The 17,875-nt window shown below is 52.3% G+C and carries 13 protein-coding genes; 2 read left to right on the top strand and 11 right to left on the bottom strand.

What is annotated here, in order from left to right:
* Nucleotides 1–14: 14 nt before the first annotated feature.
* The 8 genes from DWY95_RS03585 to DWY95_RS03550 all read right to left on the bottom strand — a co-directional run bounded on the left by DWY95_RS03585 (nucleotide 15) and on the right by DWY95_RS03550 (nucleotide 10,446).
* Complete coding sequence (locus DWY95_RS03585) at nucleotides 15–2,201, bottom strand: PcfJ domain-containing protein (RefSeq protein WP_118479212.1); 2,187 nt, start codon at nucleotides 2,199–2,201, stop codon at nucleotides 15–17.
* Between the two features lies 1 nt (nucleotide 2,202).
* Nucleotides 2,203–2,745 carry a hypothetical protein gene (locus DWY95_RS03580; protein WP_050624134.1) on the bottom strand — a complete coding sequence of 181 codons (543 nt, stop codon included), beginning with the start codon at nucleotides 2,743–2,745 and terminating at the stop codon, nucleotides 2,203–2,205.
* Between the two features lie 25 nt (nucleotides 2,746–2,770).
* Nucleotides 2,771–3,691, bottom strand: a complete 921-nt coding sequence (locus DWY95_RS03575; protein WP_050624133.1) for a Cas9 inhibitor AcrIIA9 family protein — start codon at nucleotides 3,689–3,691, stop codon at nucleotides 2,771–2,773.
* 72 nt (nucleotides 3,692–3,763) lie between these two features.
* On the bottom strand, nucleotides 3,764–4,012 hold the full coding sequence (locus DWY95_RS03570) for a hypothetical protein (RefSeq protein ID WP_025529719.1): 249 nt from the start codon (nucleotides 4,010–4,012) through the stop codon (nucleotides 3,764–3,766).
* A 15-nt stretch (nucleotides 4,013–4,027) separates the two neighbouring features.
* Complete coding sequence (locus DWY95_RS03565; RefSeq protein ID WP_118552396.1) at nucleotides 4,028–5,821, bottom strand: YodL domain-containing protein; 1,794 nt, start codon at nucleotides 5,819–5,821, stop codon at nucleotides 4,028–4,030.
* A 42-nt stretch (nucleotides 5,822–5,863) separates the two neighbouring features.
* Nucleotides 5,864–7,021: a hypothetical protein gene (locus DWY95_RS03560; protein WP_118552394.1), complete on the bottom strand. Its 1,158-nt coding sequence runs from the start codon at nucleotides 7,019–7,021 to the stop codon at nucleotides 5,864–5,866.
* Between the two features lie 69 nt (nucleotides 7,022–7,090).
* The gene (locus tag DWY95_RS03555) at nucleotides 7,091–9,364 is read right to left on the bottom strand and encodes an ATP-dependent RecD-like DNA helicase (RefSeq protein ID WP_118552392.1); all 2,274 of its coding nucleotides are present in this window, start codon (nucleotides 9,362–9,364) and stop codon (nucleotides 7,091–7,093) included.
* Between the two features lie 14 nt (nucleotides 9,365–9,378).
* Nucleotides 9,379–10,446, bottom strand: coding sequence for a lambda-exonuclease family protein (locus tag DWY95_RS03550; RefSeq protein ID WP_050624129.1), 1,068 nt, complete (start codon nucleotides 10,444–10,446; stop codon nucleotides 9,379–9,381).
* A gap of 915 nt (nucleotides 10,447–11,361) precedes the next feature.
* On the opposite strand from DWY95_RS03550, the gene DWY95_RS03545 reads away from it, so the two are divergent.
* Both DWY95_RS03545 and DWY95_RS03540 read left to right on the top strand, forming a co-directional pair.
* Nucleotides 11,362–11,562, top strand: a complete 201-nt coding sequence (locus DWY95_RS03545; RefSeq protein WP_003501914.1) for a hypothetical protein — start codon at nucleotides 11,362–11,364, stop codon at nucleotides 11,560–11,562.
* Nucleotides 11,563–11,614: 52 nt separating this feature from the next.
* The gene (locus tag DWY95_RS03540) at nucleotides 11,615–12,847 is read left to right on the top strand and encodes a site-specific integrase (protein ID WP_006874387.1); all 1,233 of its coding nucleotides are present in this window, start codon (nucleotides 11,615–11,617) and stop codon (nucleotides 12,845–12,847) included.
* Between the two features lie 128 nt (nucleotides 12,848–12,975).
* Here the strand turns inward: DWY95_RS03540 and lysS are convergent, their stop codons facing one another.
* The 3 genes from lysS to DWY95_RS03525 all read right to left on the bottom strand — a co-directional run bounded on the left by lysS (nucleotide 12,976) and on the right by DWY95_RS03525 (nucleotide 17,842).
* Entirely contained in the window at nucleotides 12,976–14,943 is a 1,968-nt protein-coding gene (gene lysS / locus DWY95_RS03535; protein ID WP_118552390.1) for a lysine--tRNA ligase, read from the bottom strand.
* 20 nt (nucleotides 14,944–14,963) lie between these two features.
* Nucleotides 14,964–15,449: a transcription elongation factor GreA gene (greA, locus tag DWY95_RS03530; protein WP_118552388.1), complete on the bottom strand. Its 486-nt coding sequence runs from the start codon at nucleotides 15,447–15,449 to the stop codon at nucleotides 14,964–14,966.
* 308 nt (nucleotides 15,450–15,757) lie between these two features.
* Nucleotides 15,758–17,842: an elongation factor G gene (locus tag DWY95_RS03525; RefSeq protein ID WP_118552386.1), complete on the bottom strand. Its 2,085-nt coding sequence runs from the start codon at nucleotides 17,840–17,842 to the stop codon at nucleotides 15,758–15,760.
* Nucleotides 17,843–17,875: the final 33 nt, after the last annotated feature.

The raw sequence follows: 17,875 nt of genomic DNA, 5'->3' as shown, positions 1-17,875 counted from the left end.
CCATTCTCATTTTGTCACGCTGCAGCAGCCAATGCCGGAGACTGGATGCTATCCGTGTTTTCCATCAGGTCAGCCATCAGCACATCCGCCAAAAGCCTTCCTGCCAAATGGCCGGTATGAATGATGACCCGATCCTTCTTCAACTGGATAAACTCCTTCTCACGAAGAATCCTGCTTTCCGCAGCCAGCGCCTTGTCGCTTTCTGTCAGCCTGGCAGTAATCACCCGCTGCCACTTCTGCAGAAACTCGGTCGCCTGCTCAATGTCCTTCTTCTGCCGGTCATATTCCGTCCGTTTCTGCCGCACTGTTCCATCTGGCTCCACTTCCAGCGTGTAATAGGCATGGAAAGGATCAGCCGTTTTACGCAGAAACATCACAAAGCTTTCTCGCCGCTCAATCCGGTCCCAGTAGCGGTCACTGCTGCCTGCACAGTGATGGAGCGCACGCCCCTCGGTAATAATGTCCAGAATACCGTCTGGCACCACTACCATGTAATCCGCATCGGCGTACTCATATTTCGCTTTGATTTCCTGACAGATAGCATTAACATGGGGGAATTTCTCCTCCATCTCCTCGGCCTGCAGTTCAATATCCTTCTCCTGGCATTTGAGCACCAGATCATCGTGGCGCCGCCGCAGTTTTCTGGTGCGATATACGATCTCATCATATACATCCATGTGCAATTTCTTTGCCATGGAAAGATAATCCTCCCAGGTACGCAATACCTCATGGCTGTTTCTCCGGAAGGATGGCATCTGACGCCGTACATAGTTATAGACCTGCACCATGCTCATGCGGTCAGCAATGAACTGGACATCCCTGGGGCTAATGTTCTGCTGACACATCCACAAAAGGACATTATCTGGGATTTCCCTGTCGGTGCCCTTTTCATATTGCAGCCACCGCAGCAGATCACAGCCTCCATTATGGAGCCGAAGTCGCTGAAACCTCCTGCTGTCAAGGCCCAGAGCTTTAATCAGACTCCCGGCACTATGGTTTTTGATTAGTTCACTGACTGTTCCGCAGGAACTGAAACATTCCTTGGTAAGCTTCGGCAGGTTCACCTTGCTGATCTGCTCCATTTGCGGTATCCGTTCAAGCACTGCCAGATATTTTTCCGGGTCAACACTTTTCTGCTTCCGAATCCAGTTGACCAGCCCTGTGCATCGAAGTTCCTTCTGTTCCAGAGTTGGCAGCGTTTTTCCATAGACCCGTCCATCATGTGAACCAGACCAACTATAAGAACAGGGGCTTCCGGAAATCCAGCGCATATTTCGCTGTTTATACAGACCCCAATAGTAGGTTCTTGGTTTTCTTTCCCGGTCATAAATCGTGCGCCGGATTTCCTGACAATAAAGCTTGGAGTTTGGAAGGCTTTCTTTCCCATATGTCCGGTCAGCCTGAAATTCACGAACTACAAAACCGTCTTTGCATCGCTGGATTAGGTAGGCAAAATGTTTTTCTGTCTGCATATACCCCGCTCGTCCATAGGCTTTGAATACCACCGGATGTCGGCAGCAGCTACAGCGGCCTTGTTGATTGTGATGGGGATGCACCTTGATCGGCACTTCCTTTTCGCAGTAGGTACAGTAACCTGTTTTGGCGCCGCCCTTTTTGTAGTGGTAGTAAATGTAATTTTGCCGGATGGCAACCTTATCCACCCAGCGGTTCCAGTCCTTGGGAAGCTCCGGCACCTGTTCCATATCCTTATCCCATGGATCAGTTTCCCGCCGGTGCCGCTGTTCGAGCTGTTCCTCACGCACATTCCGCTGAAACTGCCGGATTGCCTCTACCGCTTTTTTATTGATGTTCAGATATGCCTGTATAGATGTCTCATCTTCCTCGCTGACCCAGTAGGCTTTGATATACCAGTATCGGCGCTTCCAGTCCAATCTGTCCAGTTTGGCCTCACACCATTTCTGGTTCAGGCTATTATAAGTAATAAATTGCCGCTTTTCTTTATCCAGATACACTTCGTAAGCTGGGCTATTCCCGTCTATGCGAAGATGCTCTGGGAAAAAGAAAGCCACCTTCAATATCCCATCCTGCGTGATGCATCTCAGGTAAACATAATACTCACAAACCTCCTGAACATATCCGTAGGCGATTTTTTCTTTTCTTGGCAAGTCTGACGCCGCGATCTGCTTCATCTCATCCGTCGCTGTCAGCTTGGGAAGTGCCATCAGGGCTCTTTTTTTCATCTCAATTCACCGTCCTTCTTGTCAAATCCACGCCATACCACACATCCGGCAGTAATGTGACACCATCAATTTGTCCTACAGCAACCTGTACGATACTTTCCGAATCCGGCGCTTCCTTCGCAAAAGCAAGGATGTCTCCCAGTCTGCCGGTGGCAACGGGGTCTTTCCCCCGTACCACCGCATAACCGCAGTTCGCCATTGCCCGGTTGGCTGCCACATGGGAACTCCACACCCTGCGCGGGTGATCTACCATGTAGGCCAAACCATGTAAAAACAGCTCCTCTTTGGTTAGCCGCTTAATCACAGTCAACTCCGTACAGGCGATTTTGGAGTCATGCTCATCTTCATCGATGTCGCCGCCGGCGTTGACAATATAATATTCCGAATGCTCCAGGCTGGAATAATAGCTAAGGCAGTCGAGCGGATTTTCCGCACAGTGAAATCCATTTTCCCTGCAATTTGCTTTTTCAGTCGTATTGAGCCCCATCACAAACTGATAGCCACGGCATATCAGCCCGGGGCGAAAACCCTTATAAGCAATCATTCTGCATTTTTCCTCCTTTGCCGGCTCAGCCTGCCTTTGCCATCCCAAAATCCAGCAGCGACATCTGCCCATCCTGAGAAGGCTTTTTTTCCTCCTGCTTGGGTGCCGCCTTGGGTTCCGTCTTTTTCTTCTCTGCCGCCTTCTTAGGTTTGCTCTTTGCAGAGGACTTCCCAGCATACGGCTTGGGAACAAACTTCTCCTCATCCTCATGGTCTTCCTTGGCATCAGGGTCACGGAAATAATCTTCCGCCCACTGATAGCACATATCATCCGGCACATCGCAGCCATATGTCTGCTGTCCGGGACCAGGGCGGGTTCCGCTTGCTTTTAGTTCATCCTGCACATAATCCCATGCCTTTCGGTTGATGTACTGGAAACAGCGGATCATATTCTTTTTCGGATGCATCGTCAGACGGGCAAACGCCGTATCTTCCATACAGAGCATCTGGATATGCTCGGACACACATTCCTTCATATTTCGCCGTGTCAGTTTTTCCACATCGGTACTCACCCTCTGGGTAGAGGCCGCGATTACTTCTTCATCACTCATCGCTTCCAGACGGGCGATTTGCTCCTGCTCCGCGGCTTTCTTCGCCTGCTGTTTGGCGTCAAATTCCGCTTTGCGCTGGGCTTCAGCCGCCTCATGCTCCGCACGCTTTTTTTCTTCATCTTCTGCGGCGGGCGGTTGTGCCGAATTCCCCTCCTCAGCAGACTTCTCTTCCCCAGCAGGCGCTACTTCATCCGCAGGTTCCTCCTCTGCATCAGCCAAAGCAGTCTCACCGGCACAAACCGAAGCCGCCGATACTGGGACAGTGTCTGTACCTACAGGCGGCACAGGCAAAGATTCCATCTCCTCCAGCTCAAAGGCTTCATCATCCTCAAAGGCTGCAGACGAATCGAACATACTGTTTTGCTGCTCCATTGCTATTTCTGAAAAAACACCCATTGTAAAATCTCCTTTCGCAAAAAATGGCATAGAGCAGGCCGTTATGACCCTTTCCATGCCATTGTGTGTTGCTCACAGCACATATAAAAGTGTGCTGAAGCTGTCAAAACAGTAGCAGACCACGCCAGTATACTGCCTTGACCATTCCTTGATTTTGTCCTGCACCTCCTGCGCAGTCTTTTGATTGCTCATATTCCAGGGTGGAGGTACCGTTACGGTAAAGTAGCCATTCTCCAGACAACTTCTGACATCTGCCGGAAGATTGGAGCACTGCTCATACAGTGCTGTAATCTGGCTTTTCTTCTTTTCTGCAATACGCATCTGACCCCTATCCCTTCATTCCTGTTTTTGAGCAGGCTCCGGAAGTCTTTTACACAAGAATGGGGAGAAGCGTACCGGCGCAAAATCCCGGCAGTCATTCACATAGAAGTATGTGCGTTTGCCTTGGCAGTCCAGTTCCACCACATCAGATGGAGCCAACGGACGGCCTCTGTAATCTTCCGGCAAATGCTCATTAAAGTCCAGGAACAGGCGCCCCAGCACTTCCATGTCATTCTGCCCCTTTGGGCAACAAACCTCTGCGCTCCATACCGTCTGATAGGCGGCGGCAGGCGGCTGTTCATATCCAGCTTTACGCAGTGCATCCAGTTGCTTGAACGCGAAAGGTACCGTCTGTGTCTCACCCAGGCAAAGCTGGTAAATGCAAAATCTCCGGAAAACTCTCTGGCTGTCCAGAATATCCTTCAGCGCCCGATTGCCCTGAGCAAGAAATATCTGATACTCTTCCTTTGTCAGCCCCAGATACTCTGTCAGATCCAAATCTTTCTCCGCTCTGGTGTGCCAAAGCTCGACGCAGCCATCTATATAGGTAAAATCACACTTACCGCACAGATATTGCTGCTTAAAATTCATTCTCTGCACCTCCTTTTCCTTCTGTTCTTTCTCCCGAAGGGCAAGCTGCCAATCATCAAACCCTTTATAATTCGGATTCCAGGTCAGCCGACGACATGCCATTCCATTTTTTCGGGCCATCAGATAGATCTTAGATGCCCCATTAGAGGTCATTTGGTTACTGTACTTATCCATATCATGAGCCTCAATGATCTCCTCAGTGCCATTCTGTGCCAACAGTGCAAACAGCGTATCCAACTGGCTTGTGTTGTTTGCGCCGGCAATCGCCGCAAAAGTCCGGTTTGTCAGGCAGTGTGAGATGTCTGCTTTCAGCAGTCCCTCAATGACATAGACCACTCGAGCAGATGGATGGCCGATAAAATGTACCGGGCTCCCGGATGTGACGCCCATATTTTTGGACGAGGACGAAAACCAGATGTATTTGGCTCCTGACTTATCCGGTGGATCATCTTTTTGCTTGAGCGGACTATCCAAAAGGATCTGCAGGCCATGTATCATACCGTCGTATCCCACAGCCGGAATCAAAATCCCTGCGTTTTTTCGGTAGAAGTTCATGGTCCAGCGCCCGCTGTCATCCAGATAAAAGCCGGGCACCCCCTCCACCTTGCATCCCTGTTTCATCAGCCGCTCGGTAATGGAGCGGCAAAGGAATGGGGGTGGAGTGCTCTTGAACCCAATCCGGTCGATCTGTTCATCCGACAGTCCCCGTTTTGGGGAGTGCAGATGGTTGCGGTGGGCAGGCTGAAGAGGCAGCATAGCGAGCAGCAGCGAAAGCGTTTGATGAATTTCCTGTCCGCTGGCCCGTTCTGCTTGCTGCACTGTTTTTAGTTCGCCCCTCCTCTCATATCCGGCAAAGTCGGTCTGAGTCCCCGAAACCGGGGACCCAGTGCCAGCCTGCTGGTTTCCTGCCATCTCATATCCAGAGTTCGGCCGTTCCCTGTGAAAATCGTTGCACAGGGCTTCTCCTATCTCCCAATACGCATCGGATGTAGTCGTATTGTTTAGCCGCGCGTAAAGCGCAAGCATACCGCCATGCTCATCACAATAATTGCACCGCCAGACATTTTTGACGAAATTCACATTCATCTTGCCGCGACGGTCACCACAAAACGGGCAATCCACATATACACTGTTTGCCTGTCGGCGTCTGATTCGTAGATGTAGAAGTTCCACTACATCCATAATACCGAACGGAAAATCTCCTGGATATGAGTCCATCTGTTCTCCCTCCCTTCTTGACCCCATAGATGGGGCTGCTTATCATCCGGCTTTCTGTGCGGCCATACCATCGAGCATGATCTGCGCCGCAGCACGAACGATATTGTTGGTGCTCTTGTTGCCTGGGGTGAGGTAGAATTTCAGACTCACCGGACGCTCCTTGGCAACTGTTGCCATGGTCTTTCCTTTGCTCAGACCGCTATCGACCACCACATTCTGCGCTTCTTCAAAGGTCATTACCTTCAAGATGTCTTCTACCGGAGTGCTCTCCGTATAAGAAGGCGCCACAGGCTGATCGGGTGCTTCCTGTTGGACAACAGGCGCCACAGGCAGTTCTTCCGGTTCATCCGATTGGAATACGGAGGCGGCCGGCTGCTCAGACGCATCATCCTGTTTTGGACTGCTATCCAATGTAACCTCGCGGCTCGGTACCGGCAGCTCCATATTGGGAGCATTCTCCTCTACCTTGCCGGCAGGCAGTGTATCCCTATTCTCCTTCTCTTCTGCAACCATCTGTTGGACAACTGGCTGTACCGGAGAAACCGGGGGCTGTTCATTCTGAACCGGCTTTGCCGCAGGTTTCTGAATAGGCGCCGGACGAGCAGGAGCATTACGGCCCTCTACGGCGTTCTGAGGCGCTCTTTCCGGCCGGGCATGAACTTCCCCGCCAGATTGCCGCAGCGCCGCTCCAGGGGCTTCTACGGGCCTCTGCGCCGCATTTGGCATCGGTTGCTGGATAGGAGCCGTCCCGGAAAGCGGAATACTGCTTCCAAACACCTTGCCCGTACTGTCAACAGCAACATCGGCAAACTGCAGACCGAAACCGGCATCCGACAGCGCAGCACTCAATGCCTCATCCTGGGCAGCCTGTACATAGTCGGTACCTTCTTCTGCACTGTGCTGCGAGATGTAACTACTGATAGGCTCTGCATCACTGCGGTCCAGATAAACTCTGGCCTCCATAATCGCAAGCTGTTCCGTGATCCGCAGAGTAGTCAGTTTCATGCGGCCCTGGGGGTGACGCAGGCGAAACCACAGCTTCTGATAGGGCAATTCCAACTGCAGCATTTCCTCATTGGTTTTTCTGGACACCTTATGGCGCAGAAATTTGAGCGGGTCAAAGCCCGGCACCTTGTTCAGTTCTGCCACTGCCGGAATTGTTTTGTACATCATAGGCATCGGATTACTTTTTTCGTTCATGTTGGAAACTCCTTTCTGACATAAAAATAGGAGACGCCAAGTGCCATTTCTGCACCTGACCTCCCTTTTTTAACTTGCGTTCTTTAATTGTTCTTCCAACGCAGCCGGAATGGGGATACCGGCTTTCTTTGCGTAGGCTTTGAAATACATCTGAATACGCATACCCAGCAGCGTATTTCGCTTTCCAATCTCATTACGATGGATTGCCATAAACAATACCTGTTTCTGCCCAATCAGCACCACCCGCTTTTTGGCACGCGTGATTCCGGTGTAGAGCAGATTACGGTACATCATGATGGTGTGCGCTTTGAGCAGCGGCATAATGACTGTTTCATACTCAGAGCCCATAGCCTTGTGGATCGTAGTAGCATAAGCCAGATCCACATTGCTCAAATCATCTACGCCGTATTCCAGTGTTCTGCCAGCGCCAAAATCCATGCCGATTTTTTTACCCTGGTCAGTGTCCTTAATATACCGGATGAAGCCCAGATCTCCATTAGAGACCTTTTCTGTGTTCTTGGTCTGCATGATGCGGTCATTGACCCGGAATATCCTGGGGCCAAACTTGATTTCCTCCTCCGCAGAGCGGAATGGGTTGACCAATTCACGAATGGTCTCATTCAGCTGTTCCGACGACGCGGCACCTTCTGAACGGAAAGGTGAAAGAATCTGCACATTCTCAATGCCACTCTCCTGTATCTCCAAACAATACCGTTCTGTAATCTTTTCAGCGGTGTCTTCCTGACTATCACCAGACACGAAAACAAAGTCCGGTCCGTAAAACAGTTTGGTATTGCCCTCGTTGATAAATTTGGCATTATAGGCAATCAGACTGTCCTTCGACTGACGGAAAATCTGATCCAGCACCGTTACCGGGACGATTTGGGTCTCGATGATCTCACGGAAAACATTTCCGGCTCCTACGCTGGGAAGCTGATCTGGGTCGCCTACCAGCACGATTCTGGCATTTGCCTTCATGCGCTCAAAGAATTTCTCGGCAAGCCACATATCCACCATGGAAAACTCATCCACAATGATTAAATCGGCCGACAGTGGCTCTGACTTTCTGTTCCGGCTACCCTCATCCTCTTCACTGGTCAGTCCCAGACCACTGTGTAATGTCCGGGCATCCTCAAAGCCGGTGCTCTCCGACATCCTGCGGCTTGCCCGACCGGTAGGCGCCATAAGAGCAATTTTGCCATCAGGGTGCAGCCGCCGGTAAACCTCAAGTATCGTCCGCAGCACTGTTGTTTTACCAGTACCAGGAGAACCCGTAATCACTGACAAGCCATGCCTAAATGCTGCATAGACCGCAGCCTCCTGCTGTGCAGACAGGCGCAGCCCCATTTCAACCTTGACCTGTTCCAGCACCGGCGCAATATGCTCTACTGGCATCTGGGTGACCAGACGCTGGGCGATCCGGCGCGCCGTTTCGTCCTCTTGGGCAAACACTCTGGGAAGATAGATATTATCCTTCACAGAAACGATTGCTCCATTCAGGATCATTTCCTGCATCATATCCCTGACTTCCTGCTGATGCAGGCGAAGCTCCGGTACAGGTATCTTCTCATTGAGCAGCTTCAGCGCTGATTTCTCCAGTTCTTCAGAACTGATGTACAGATGGCCTCGTTTACCCTTGCCCTCATCCAGCGCACAAAAGACAGCCCCTTTGATACGCATAGGGTCATGGAGATCACCCCCGCTCTTTTGTACGATTGCATCTACCCGCCGAAATCCAAAGCCGGAGATCTGGCAAAGCTCAAATGGGCTCTTTTCCAAAATCTCTACGCTGGTTGGGCCGAAATATTGATATATTTTCAATGCTGTCTTGGGAGTAATCTTAAATGGCGCCAGCAAAGTCATAATTCCTTGGAGCATACGGTTTTCTGCATAAGAGGCTCTGATGTCCTCCAATTTATTTTCCGTAATACCCCGGATCTCCAACAGCCGCTCCGGCTGGTGTTCCAGAATATCCAGTGTGGCCACACCGAACCGCTCCACAATGTCTGCGGCAGTTTTAGGACCAATCCCTTTGATAAGCCCGGAGGCAAGATAGCCCTCTACGCCGTTTTTTGTTCTGGGCACAATTTCACGCCACTGCTCCACCTGGAGTTGGACACCATACTTGCCCTTTGTCCATTCACCATCCAGTTCCAGCTCTACCGCATCTGTCCGTGGAATCTCATACCCCACAGCTGTAAAGCGGATCAAATGGTCTTTGTACCGTCTGTTTGACCTGGCCTCGGCTGGCACGCTCTGGTCTGCGGTCTTTACACTGACGATGCAAAACTTATTGGCAGGATTATAAAAAATCGTCCCGTCGTAGATTCCAATACAATTCATCCTTTTTCACCTCACTAAGCGGCCTCCATAATCGAGGCTCTAACGCTGAACCGTCTGGATTCGGATACTGTAACAAACTGCTCGTAAATATCCGGATGCTCCAGTTTCAACCGAAGCAGGTTATCCTTGTCGATGATGGACTTGCGAACAGGGGTATAGGTAACCGTATAGTTCACTCCCTCCTGCTCACAGACTGCAGTGCAGCTGGTACCCATTTCCGCAATCAACAGCGCCTTCAGACGCTGAATATCCTTGTCGATTTCTTTGGAGTACACCTCTGCATTTTTCTTTTCATCCAAAAGCCGCAAATACTGCATGAGTTTTGCAGTCATATCCAGGTCGAGTGCAACGGCCGGGGCATTTTTATCTGCCGGGCCAAAGTGTTTGCGTGCGCTCTCAATAATCAAGGCCCCACTTTCTGTATAGGGCGGCGGCACATGGCGCTGCACATGGTTTTCCCAGAAATACTGCTCCAAAAAGACCATCTCAGCCTCATACTCGAAATCACGCTTGACCTCCCGGATAATAACTTCCTCCTCGTTGTTACCATACAGGCAGCAAAAGAAACATCGGTCAAGATCCGTTACTGCCATATAATGACGCCCCTGAGATTCATAGTAGACTGGAACAGTCTCCTTCCCATTCATCCACCAGTTATCTCTGGCATTATAGTTTGTGGTCTTGATCTCAAGGATCGCTGTGGTGCCATCCGGCAGTTCCACAAAGTAGTCCACATCAGCCAGCATCCAAGGATACTGTGGGTGCTGGAACATCTTTTTGATTTGGTAGACCCGATATCCGGTTTTCCGCTCGAATATCTTTGCTACCAGAGGCTCCAGCAAATGCCCCATTTCCATGGCAACCCAGTTGCCCTCATCATCTTCCACTGACGCTATGTTCAGTTTGTCGTAGTACAAATCCCTGGCTGTCCGGAATGGAGAAGTGCCAAAGATCGCCGATACATCGCTGCCGCCGATTCCACGGCGCCGGTAATCCAGCCAGTCTTCTTCCGAAAGATCTGCCGTTTCTACCAGCACCAGCGGTTCATGCCGCTTTCGTTCAGCACTATTGCTGCCAGACATATCAAATCCCCCTTCGTGATCTTCGGGGCAAAATAACTGCCCTCGCCATTGGTGCAACATTTCGGGGCCGGAGCGAAGATACTGCCTGTCTCTTCATCTTCCAGTCCGTGGAGTATGCCGGCTTGACCCGCCGACCATTCTGCTTTCTTTTCTGCTTCACATTCATGTACATGACCTGCCTTTCTCAGTTTTGATTTATCCTTAAAGCCCTTTCAGGCTTACAGGCAATAAAAAAGCGAGAATGACAGACGGCATAAAGCCTGGCGTCCATAGTTGCCTATGAACCGATGTCATTCTCGCAATGGTGGGTAAATCCCGTAAAATAAAAAAAGCCAGCAATATACCGGCCTGAAAAGGCGCAGTGATACTACTGACACAAGTACAAAATTAACAGCGTGTGCAATGCAGTCATTACTCCGCAACACAAGCCCTAAAGCCTGTGTACCCTGACGGGCAACGCACAAAAATCAATTACATTGCAATTCTAACACAATATATAGTGCTTGTCAATTCAAACATTCTATATATTGATTTTTGGATTTTCTTTAAATTTTCTTTCCTCTTTGCAGAAGTTCTTTCTTCCCCGCCTATTTATAGGATGTATCGGATCATTTGGTAATACCGGATGATCCCTACGCTCTTTTAGTACCTTGACAAGTTCATAACCTCTATGGGGAGTTATACAGGAATTCTGGACAGTGTGCGATGACCACAGAAGCGCGCCCATAATCGAAGTGCTGCACAGCAGCAGCCTGAAATACACGGCAGAACCGTTCTGGCGTAGGAAATGGCCCCATTAGAGTTCTTTTGTTATTTCAATACCTCCTGACCTCAAGACCGTTTTCATTGTTTTTGTTGAAAACCTTCTTCTACAAATCGTAAGGGATCATTGTAATCGAAAAAAGGAGGACGATTATGGAGAAAAGAAAACCGAATGACCTACCGCCGGAGCAGTGCTTGGCTGTTGATACCGATACCCTTTGCAAACTGTTGTGCTGTGGAAGGCACACTGCAGTACAGATTGGGGATCTTGCCAATGCACGCATTACTATGAACACCCGTGTCCTATGGAGTGTCCAGCGTATCAAAGAATATCTTTATGATATTTCCGGCTAAATAACCATGCCAGTAAGGCGCACTACACTTTTATAATCAGGAGGTACCAGTAATGGCAAAAGTGAGAAAAGACAACAAAGGACGAAATCTTCGGCCCGGAGAAACACAACGGGCAGATGGCAGCTATATGTATGTCTACAAATTAGGCACTAAAAAGAAATATCTTTACGACTCCGATCTCGCAAGTCTTCGTGTCAAAGAAAAGCAGATCAACAAAGATAAGGATGATGGCATCCGTACTCAGGAAGCCATGAAGCTTACCCTGAATGATATGTTCAAGGTCTACATGAATAACAACATCAAACTGAAGCCCTCTACCAGAGCAAATTATCTTTACCTGTGGGACTTCTATGTGAAAGAAGAGCCTTTCGCTAACATGCCTCTGCCACAAATCCACAGAAGTGATATTCTCGCGTTTTATACCAAACTGCTGAAACACGGCTTTGCTATCAACTCACTGGAGAGCATCAACACCATTGTTCACCCTACGCTTGAAATGGCCGTGGACGACGATTACATCCGCAAAAATCCCAGCAAGGGCATTTACCGCAAGCTCAAGACGGATGGCAGCGCTCCAAAGCCTAAACGGCGGATCGCACTCACAAAAACGCAACAGCAGAATTTCCTGCGTTTTATTGCCAAGTCCCCTACATACAGCCATTGGCTCCCCATCATGACTGTGCTCCTTGGAACAGGAATGCGTGTAGCAGAATGTACCGGCATTACCAAAAGCGATATTAACTTGAGCGAAAACACAATCTCGGTCAACCACAACTTAATCTACCGGGTCATTGACGGAAAAGCCGGATTTCACATTACCACTCCCAAAACTGAGAGCGGTACACGAATTATCCCTATCCTCTATCCAGAGGTGGCCGAGCAGCTTCGCCTCCAGATTGAAACCATCGACGCATTGTATCCAGACGATCAACTGGTATTAGGAGGAGTTCACGGTTTTGTTTTCCGCAACCGAACCGGCTCATTCATGAGCGCCCACAATATCAATCGGGCGATTGAGAGAATCAGCGTAACTTACAACATGGAGGAAATGGATCAGGCTGAACTGGAAGACCGTGAACCGGATCTGCTCCCTCATTTTAGTGTTCACAACTTGCGGCACACCTTCTGTACCCGGCTCTGCGAAAGCACCAACGATGTTAAATTCATTCAGCAAGTCATGGGGCATGCCGATTTCTCTACTACAATGGACATCTACACCCATATCACACAAGAGAATATGCAGGAGAAGGCAAAAAACATTAGTGTGAACATGAAGCTGATGTAAAAAGAAAGGCGAATCTGCATTTTATAAGCAGATCCGCCTTTCATATTGCTTCATCCGGTTTCGTAGGGTCTCGCGCAAAAGTTGTAGAAAAGTTGTAGTAACGCGATTTTTTGTAGTAAATGACCTCTTTAGTACAGCTTTGCTCCTGCCGGAATACTGTCATCCAGCATCAAAAGATTTAAGCCTTCCCGTCCGTCATACTCGTACACTGCGGAAATCAGCATACCCTCGGAATCAATACCCATCATCTTTCTCGGCGGCAGGTTTGTGATTGCCACACAGGTCTTACCAACCAGTTCTTCCGGCTCGTAATACTCGTGAATACCGCTTAAAATGGTGCGTTTCCGGTCTGTTCCGTCATTCAGTGTGAATTTCAGGAGCTTCTTGGACTTCGGCACTGCCTCACAGGCTTCGATCTTAACCACTCTGAAATCAGACTTGCTGAATGTCTCAAAGTCTACATCATCTGCAAACAACGGCTCGATTTTCACCTTGGAAAGATCAATCTGTACGCTTGGCGCGGACACGGTTGCATCCTCTGCAGAACAATTTACCGCTGCTTTTTCGGCTTTGTTTTCAGCCTTCTTTGGGTCCAGGGTCTTCATCGTGGGGAACAGCAGCACATCACGGATGGAGGCGCTGTCGGTCAGGAGCATGACAAGGCGGTCCACGCCGAAGCCAAGGCCGCCCGTGGGAGGCAGGCCGTACTCCAGAGCGTTGACGTAGTCGTAATCGACCTGAGCCTTGCAGTCGGGCTCGATGGCCTTGCGCTCGGCGACCTGGCGCTCGAAGCGGCCCTTCTGGTCGATGGGGTCGTTCAGCTCGCTGAAGGCGTTGCCGTACTCGGTGCAGTCGATGAAATACTCGAACCGCTCGGTGAAGGCGGGATCATCCGGCTTGCGCTTTGCCAGCGGGCTGATCTCGACGGGATAATCGTAGATGAAGGTGGGCTGGATGAGCTTGTCCTCGACGAAGGCGTCGAAGAACTCGGCCAGAATGGCACCCTTGGTGGGCACTTCGGGCAGCTCGACGTGGTGCTCCTTGGCTGCAGCGATGGCATCCTCGTCGGTCTTCCAGTCGTTGAAATCCACGCCGGAATACTTCTTGACGGCCTCGATCATGGTCAGACGCTCCCAGTGGCCCATGTCGATCTGCTTGCCCTGATACGGGATGACCATACCGCCGCAGATCTTGAGGGCCAGGCGCTTGTACAGCTCCTCGACCAGATCCATCATGCCGTGGAAATCGGTGAATGCCTGATACAGCTCGATGGTGGTGAACTCCGGGTTGTGCTTGGGGTCCATGCCCTCGTTGCGGAAGATGCGGCCGACCTCATACACACGATCCATGCCGCCGACGATCAGGCGCTTCAGATAAAGCTCCGTCTCGATGCGCAGGACCATGTCCATGTTCAGGGTGTTGTGGTGGGTGTAGAAGGGGCGGGCCGAAGCGCCGATCTCAAACGGCGTCAGGATGGGGGTATCGACCTCCAGGAAGCCCTTCTCGTCCAGATATGCGCGGATCTCCTTCAGGATCTGGCTGCGCTTGACGAAGGTCTCCTTGACTTCGGGGTTGGCGATGAGATCCACATAGCGCTGACGGTAACGGGTCTCGGTATCGGTCAGGCCGTGGAACTTCTCCGGCAGGGGGCGCAGGCTCTTGGCCAGCAGGGTGAGCTCTTCTGCGCGGACGCTCAGCTCACCGGTCTTGGTGCGGAACACTTCGCCCTTGACGCCGATGATATCGCCGACGTCCAGCTTCTTGAACGCAGCGTAGGACTCTTCGCCCAGCTCATCGCGGCGGACATACAGCTGGATATCGCCCTTATCGTCGCGCAGATGGGCAAAGCTGGCCTTGCCCATGACGCGCTTGGACATCATACGGCCGGCCAGAGCCGCCTTCTTGCCGGAGTCGGTCTCATTGGGCAGGTCCTTGAATTCTTCCTTCAGGTCAGCCGAATAGGCATCCTGCGGGAACTTGGTCAGGGTGAACGGGTCGTGACCCGCAGCCTGCAGGTCGGCCAGCTTCTGGCGGCGCACCTGCACCTGTTCGCTCTCGCTCAGGCCGGCAGCAGGATTTCTCTTTTGCTCTTCCATTGCTTCCTCCCGTATTCTGCTCAGTTGGCTGCGTGGGTGATGCTCCGCACCGTGTACTCCACGGTGTGGCCGGTGGGCAGCAAGACCTCTGCCTTCTCGCCCACGGCCTTGCCCAGCAGGGCATGGCCGACGGGGCTTTCATCGCTGATCTTGCCGCTCAGAGGGTCTGCCTCGGTGCGGCCGACGATATCGTACTCCTCAGTCTCATCCTCGCCGGTCATCAGGATGGTAACATGGGTACCGACGGCAACGTTCTCCACGCTCAGCTCGCTCTCGTCGATGACGACAGCGTTCTTGACCATCTGCTCCAGCTCGGTGATGCGGTTCTCGACCAGGCCCTGGGTGTTCTTGGCCTCATCGTACTCGCTGTTTTCCGACAGGTCGCCGTGGCTGCGGGCTTCCTTGATCTCTTCTGCCAGCTCCTTGCGGCGGACGGTCTTGAGGTATTCCAGTTCATCCTGCACAGCCTTCAGGCCGGCAGCGGACATCTTGATTTCTTGTGCCATTTTGGGATTCTCTCCTTGTCTATTGGATTGGCGCAGCCGCGAAGCCGCGCACGAGTGCTATTTTGACTGTTCTATTATAATGGCAAGCCGGGATATTGTCAACAAAAACGACGGTTCTGCAATGCAAAAAACTGCAAAAGGCCCCACCGGCAGAGGGAATTGCCGACGGGGCCTTGAAGATGTTGATGTTTACCCTCTCAGTCATCGCTGCGCGATGCCAGCTCTCCCGAAGGGCGAGCCATTGGCAGATCGGGCAGCGAATACGGACTGCTTGGGTTCAATTGGCGGTAAAATAGCGGGCGCTGTGCTCAATCATCCGCAGCTTCGTCCAGGTTGCCCAGCTTTCTGGCCTGCTCGACGACGGCGGGCACCAGCATTTCGGGCAGGATCTCATAGCGGGCAAACTCGGTGGTGAACCAGCCGCGGCCCTGCGTGGTCTGACGGATGAAGGTGGTGAAGCTACTCAGCTCGGCCAGCGGCACTTCGGCGATGATGGTCTGCATCCCGTCCTCATCCGGCTCCATGCCCAGCACACGGCCGCGGCGCTTGGTGACGTCGCCCATGATATCGCCGGTGTTGTCGTTGGGAACGTGCGCTTTCAGGGTGTGGATAGGCTCCAGGATGACGGGGCCAGCTTCGGGCATCGCGGCCTTATAGGCCAGCTTCGCCGCCATGATGAAGGCCATTTCGGAGCTGTCCACGGGGTGGTAGCTGCCGTCCAGCAGGGTGGCCTTCAGGCCGACCACAGGATAACCGGCCAGCACACCCTTTTCTGCGGCCAGACGAACGCCCTTTTCAACGGCCGGGAAGAAGTTCTTCGGGACACTGCCGCCGAAGACCTTTTCCTCAAAGACGACCTGCTCGCTGTCGCAGGGCTCGAAGTTGATGACGACATCGCCGAACTGGCCATGACCGCCGGTCTGCTTCTTATGACGGCCCTGCTTCTGGCAGGCCTTGCGGATGGACTCGCGGTAGGCGATGCGGGGAGCCTCCAGGCCGATCTCGACGCCGAACTTGTTCTTCAGCTTGGCCTTGACGACGTCCAGATGCTGCTCACCCAGACCACCGATGATCTGCTGGTGAGTCTCGGCGTTGTTCTCGTAGCTCAGGGTGGGGTCTTCTTCCATCAGGCGGGCCAGCGCACTGCTGATCTTGCCCTCGTCGCCTTTCTTGGCCACGGTGACGGCCATGAACAGGCTGGGCAGCGGGAAGACCGGTGCGGGCAGCTTGACCACGCGGGAAGCATCACAGAGGGTATCGCCGGTCTTTGCGCTGACCAGCTTTGCCACAGCGCCGATGTCACCGGCACCGATGCCGTCGTTCTCAATCTGCTTCTTGCCGAGGACGGTCAGGGGCTTGTTGATCTTTTCGATGTCGCCGGTGCGGGCATTGGTCAGGGCAGAACCTGCGGTGACTTTGCCGCTGATGACGCGCAGATAGCTCAGCTTGCCCACGAACGGGTCGGCCACAGTCTTGAAGACGTAGGCAGCGGTAGGCTCCGATTCGGTGCAGTGCAGCTCGACAGGCTCGCCGCTAGCATCCTCGGCCATGGTGCACTCCTCGTGCTCCGGGCTGGGCAGCAGCTTGTGCATGTTGAACAGCAGCATATCCAGCGCCTGCTGGTTGACCGCGCTGCCGCAGAAGACGGGGGTGATGAGGCCGTCCTTGACGCCCTTGCGCATTCCCTCGACGATCTCCTCGGTGGTGAAAGGCTCACCGCCGAAGAATTTCTCCATCAGTTCATCGTCGGTCTCGGCGATGGCCTCACTCATGGCCTCGATCAGGCCCTGGAAGCGGTGGCCGATGTCGGGCAGATCCACCTGAATCTGTTTGCCGCCCTCATACTTGAAGGCCTTCTGGCTGAACAGATTGATGTACACCGGGGTGCCGTCGTCGAGCTTGGCCGGGACGACGCAGGGGCAGATCGTGGAGCCGAAGCGGATCTTCATGTCTTCCAGAATCTTGAAGTAGTTCGCGTTTTCCAGGTCGCACTTGGAAACAAAGACCATGGTGGCCTTGCCGTTCTTGCGGGCCAGCTGGAAAGCCTTCTCGGCACCAACGGTCACGCCGCTGCGGCCGGAGACGCACACCAGCACACTCTCCGCAGCCCGGATGCCCTCATACTCACCGGCCTCAAAATCGAACAGGCCCGGTGCATCAATGAAGTTGTACTTGATGCCCTCGTACTCCACGGGGACGACCGACGCCGACAGGCTGGCCTTGCGCTTTGCTTCCTCAGGGTCAAAGTCCGAAATCGTGGTGCCGTCTTCGACCCGGCCCATACGCTCCGCTGCGCCCGAAAAATAGACCAATGCCTCAGTCAGCGTCGTCTTGCCGCTGCCGGCATGGCCTGCAATCAAGATATTACGGATGTTGTTGCTTGCGTATTTCATATCGGTTTTTCCCTCTTTCCGCCGCACGGAGCG

This window comes from Faecalibacterium sp. AF28-13AC (genome assembly GCF_003478405.1).
Classification (GTDB): domain Bacteria; phylum Bacillota; class Clostridia; order Oscillospirales; family Ruminococcaceae; genus Faecalibacterium; species Faecalibacterium prausnitzii_E.
The sequence above is the reverse complement of the archived record's forward strand: the minus strand, read 5'-3'. Positions and strand labels throughout refer to the sequence as shown.

Bases quoted from the DNA above. Each gene is read 5' to 3' on its own strand.
- DWY95_RS03560 (WP_118552394.1), bottom strand. From the start codon at position 7,021: ATGAACGAAAAAAGTAATCCGATGCCTATGATGTACAAAACAATTCCG.
- DWY95_RS03585 (WP_118479212.1), bottom strand. From the start codon at position 2,201: ATGAAAAAAAGAGCCCTGATGGCACTTCCCAAGCTGACAGCGACGGAT.
- DWY95_RS03540 (WP_006874387.1), top strand. From the start codon at position 11,615: ATGGCAAAAGTGAGAAAAGACAACAAAGGACGAAATCTTCGGCCCGGA.
- lysS (WP_118552390.1), bottom strand. From the start codon at position 14,943: ATGGAAGAGCAAAAGAGAAATCCTGCTGCCGGCCTGAGCGAGAGCGAA.
- DWY95_RS03555 (WP_118552392.1), bottom strand. From the start codon at position 9,364: ATGAATTGTATTGGAATCTACGACGGGACGATTTTTTATAATCCTGCC.
- greA (WP_118552388.1), bottom strand. From the start codon at position 15,449: ATGGCACAAGAAATCAAGATGTCCGCTGCCGGCCTGAAGGCTGTGCAG.
- DWY95_RS03570 (WP_025529719.1), bottom strand. From the start codon at position 4,012: ATGCGTATTGCAGAAAAGAAGAAAAGCCAGATTACAGCACTGTATGAG.
- DWY95_RS03580 (WP_050624134.1), bottom strand. From the start codon at position 2,745: ATGATTGCTTATAAGGGTTTTCGCCCCGGGCTGATATGCCGTGGCTAT.
- DWY95_RS03525 (WP_118552386.1), bottom strand. From the start codon at position 17,842: ATGAAATACGCAAGCAACAACATCCGTAATATCTTGATTGCAGGCCAT.
- DWY95_RS03575 (WP_050624133.1), bottom strand. From the start codon at position 3,691: ATGGGTGTTTTTTCAGAAATAGCAATGGAGCAGCAAAACAGTATGTTC.
- DWY95_RS03565 (WP_118552396.1), bottom strand. From the start codon at position 5,821: ATGGACTCATATCCAGGAGATTTTCCGTTCGGTATTATGGATGTAGTG.
- DWY95_RS03545 (WP_003501914.1), top strand. From the start codon at position 11,362: ATGGAGAAAAGAAAACCGAATGACCTACCGCCGGAGCAGTGCTTGGCT.
- DWY95_RS03550 (WP_050624129.1), bottom strand. From the start codon at position 10,446: ATGTCTGGCAGCAATAGTGCTGAACGAAAGCGGCATGAACCGCTGGTG.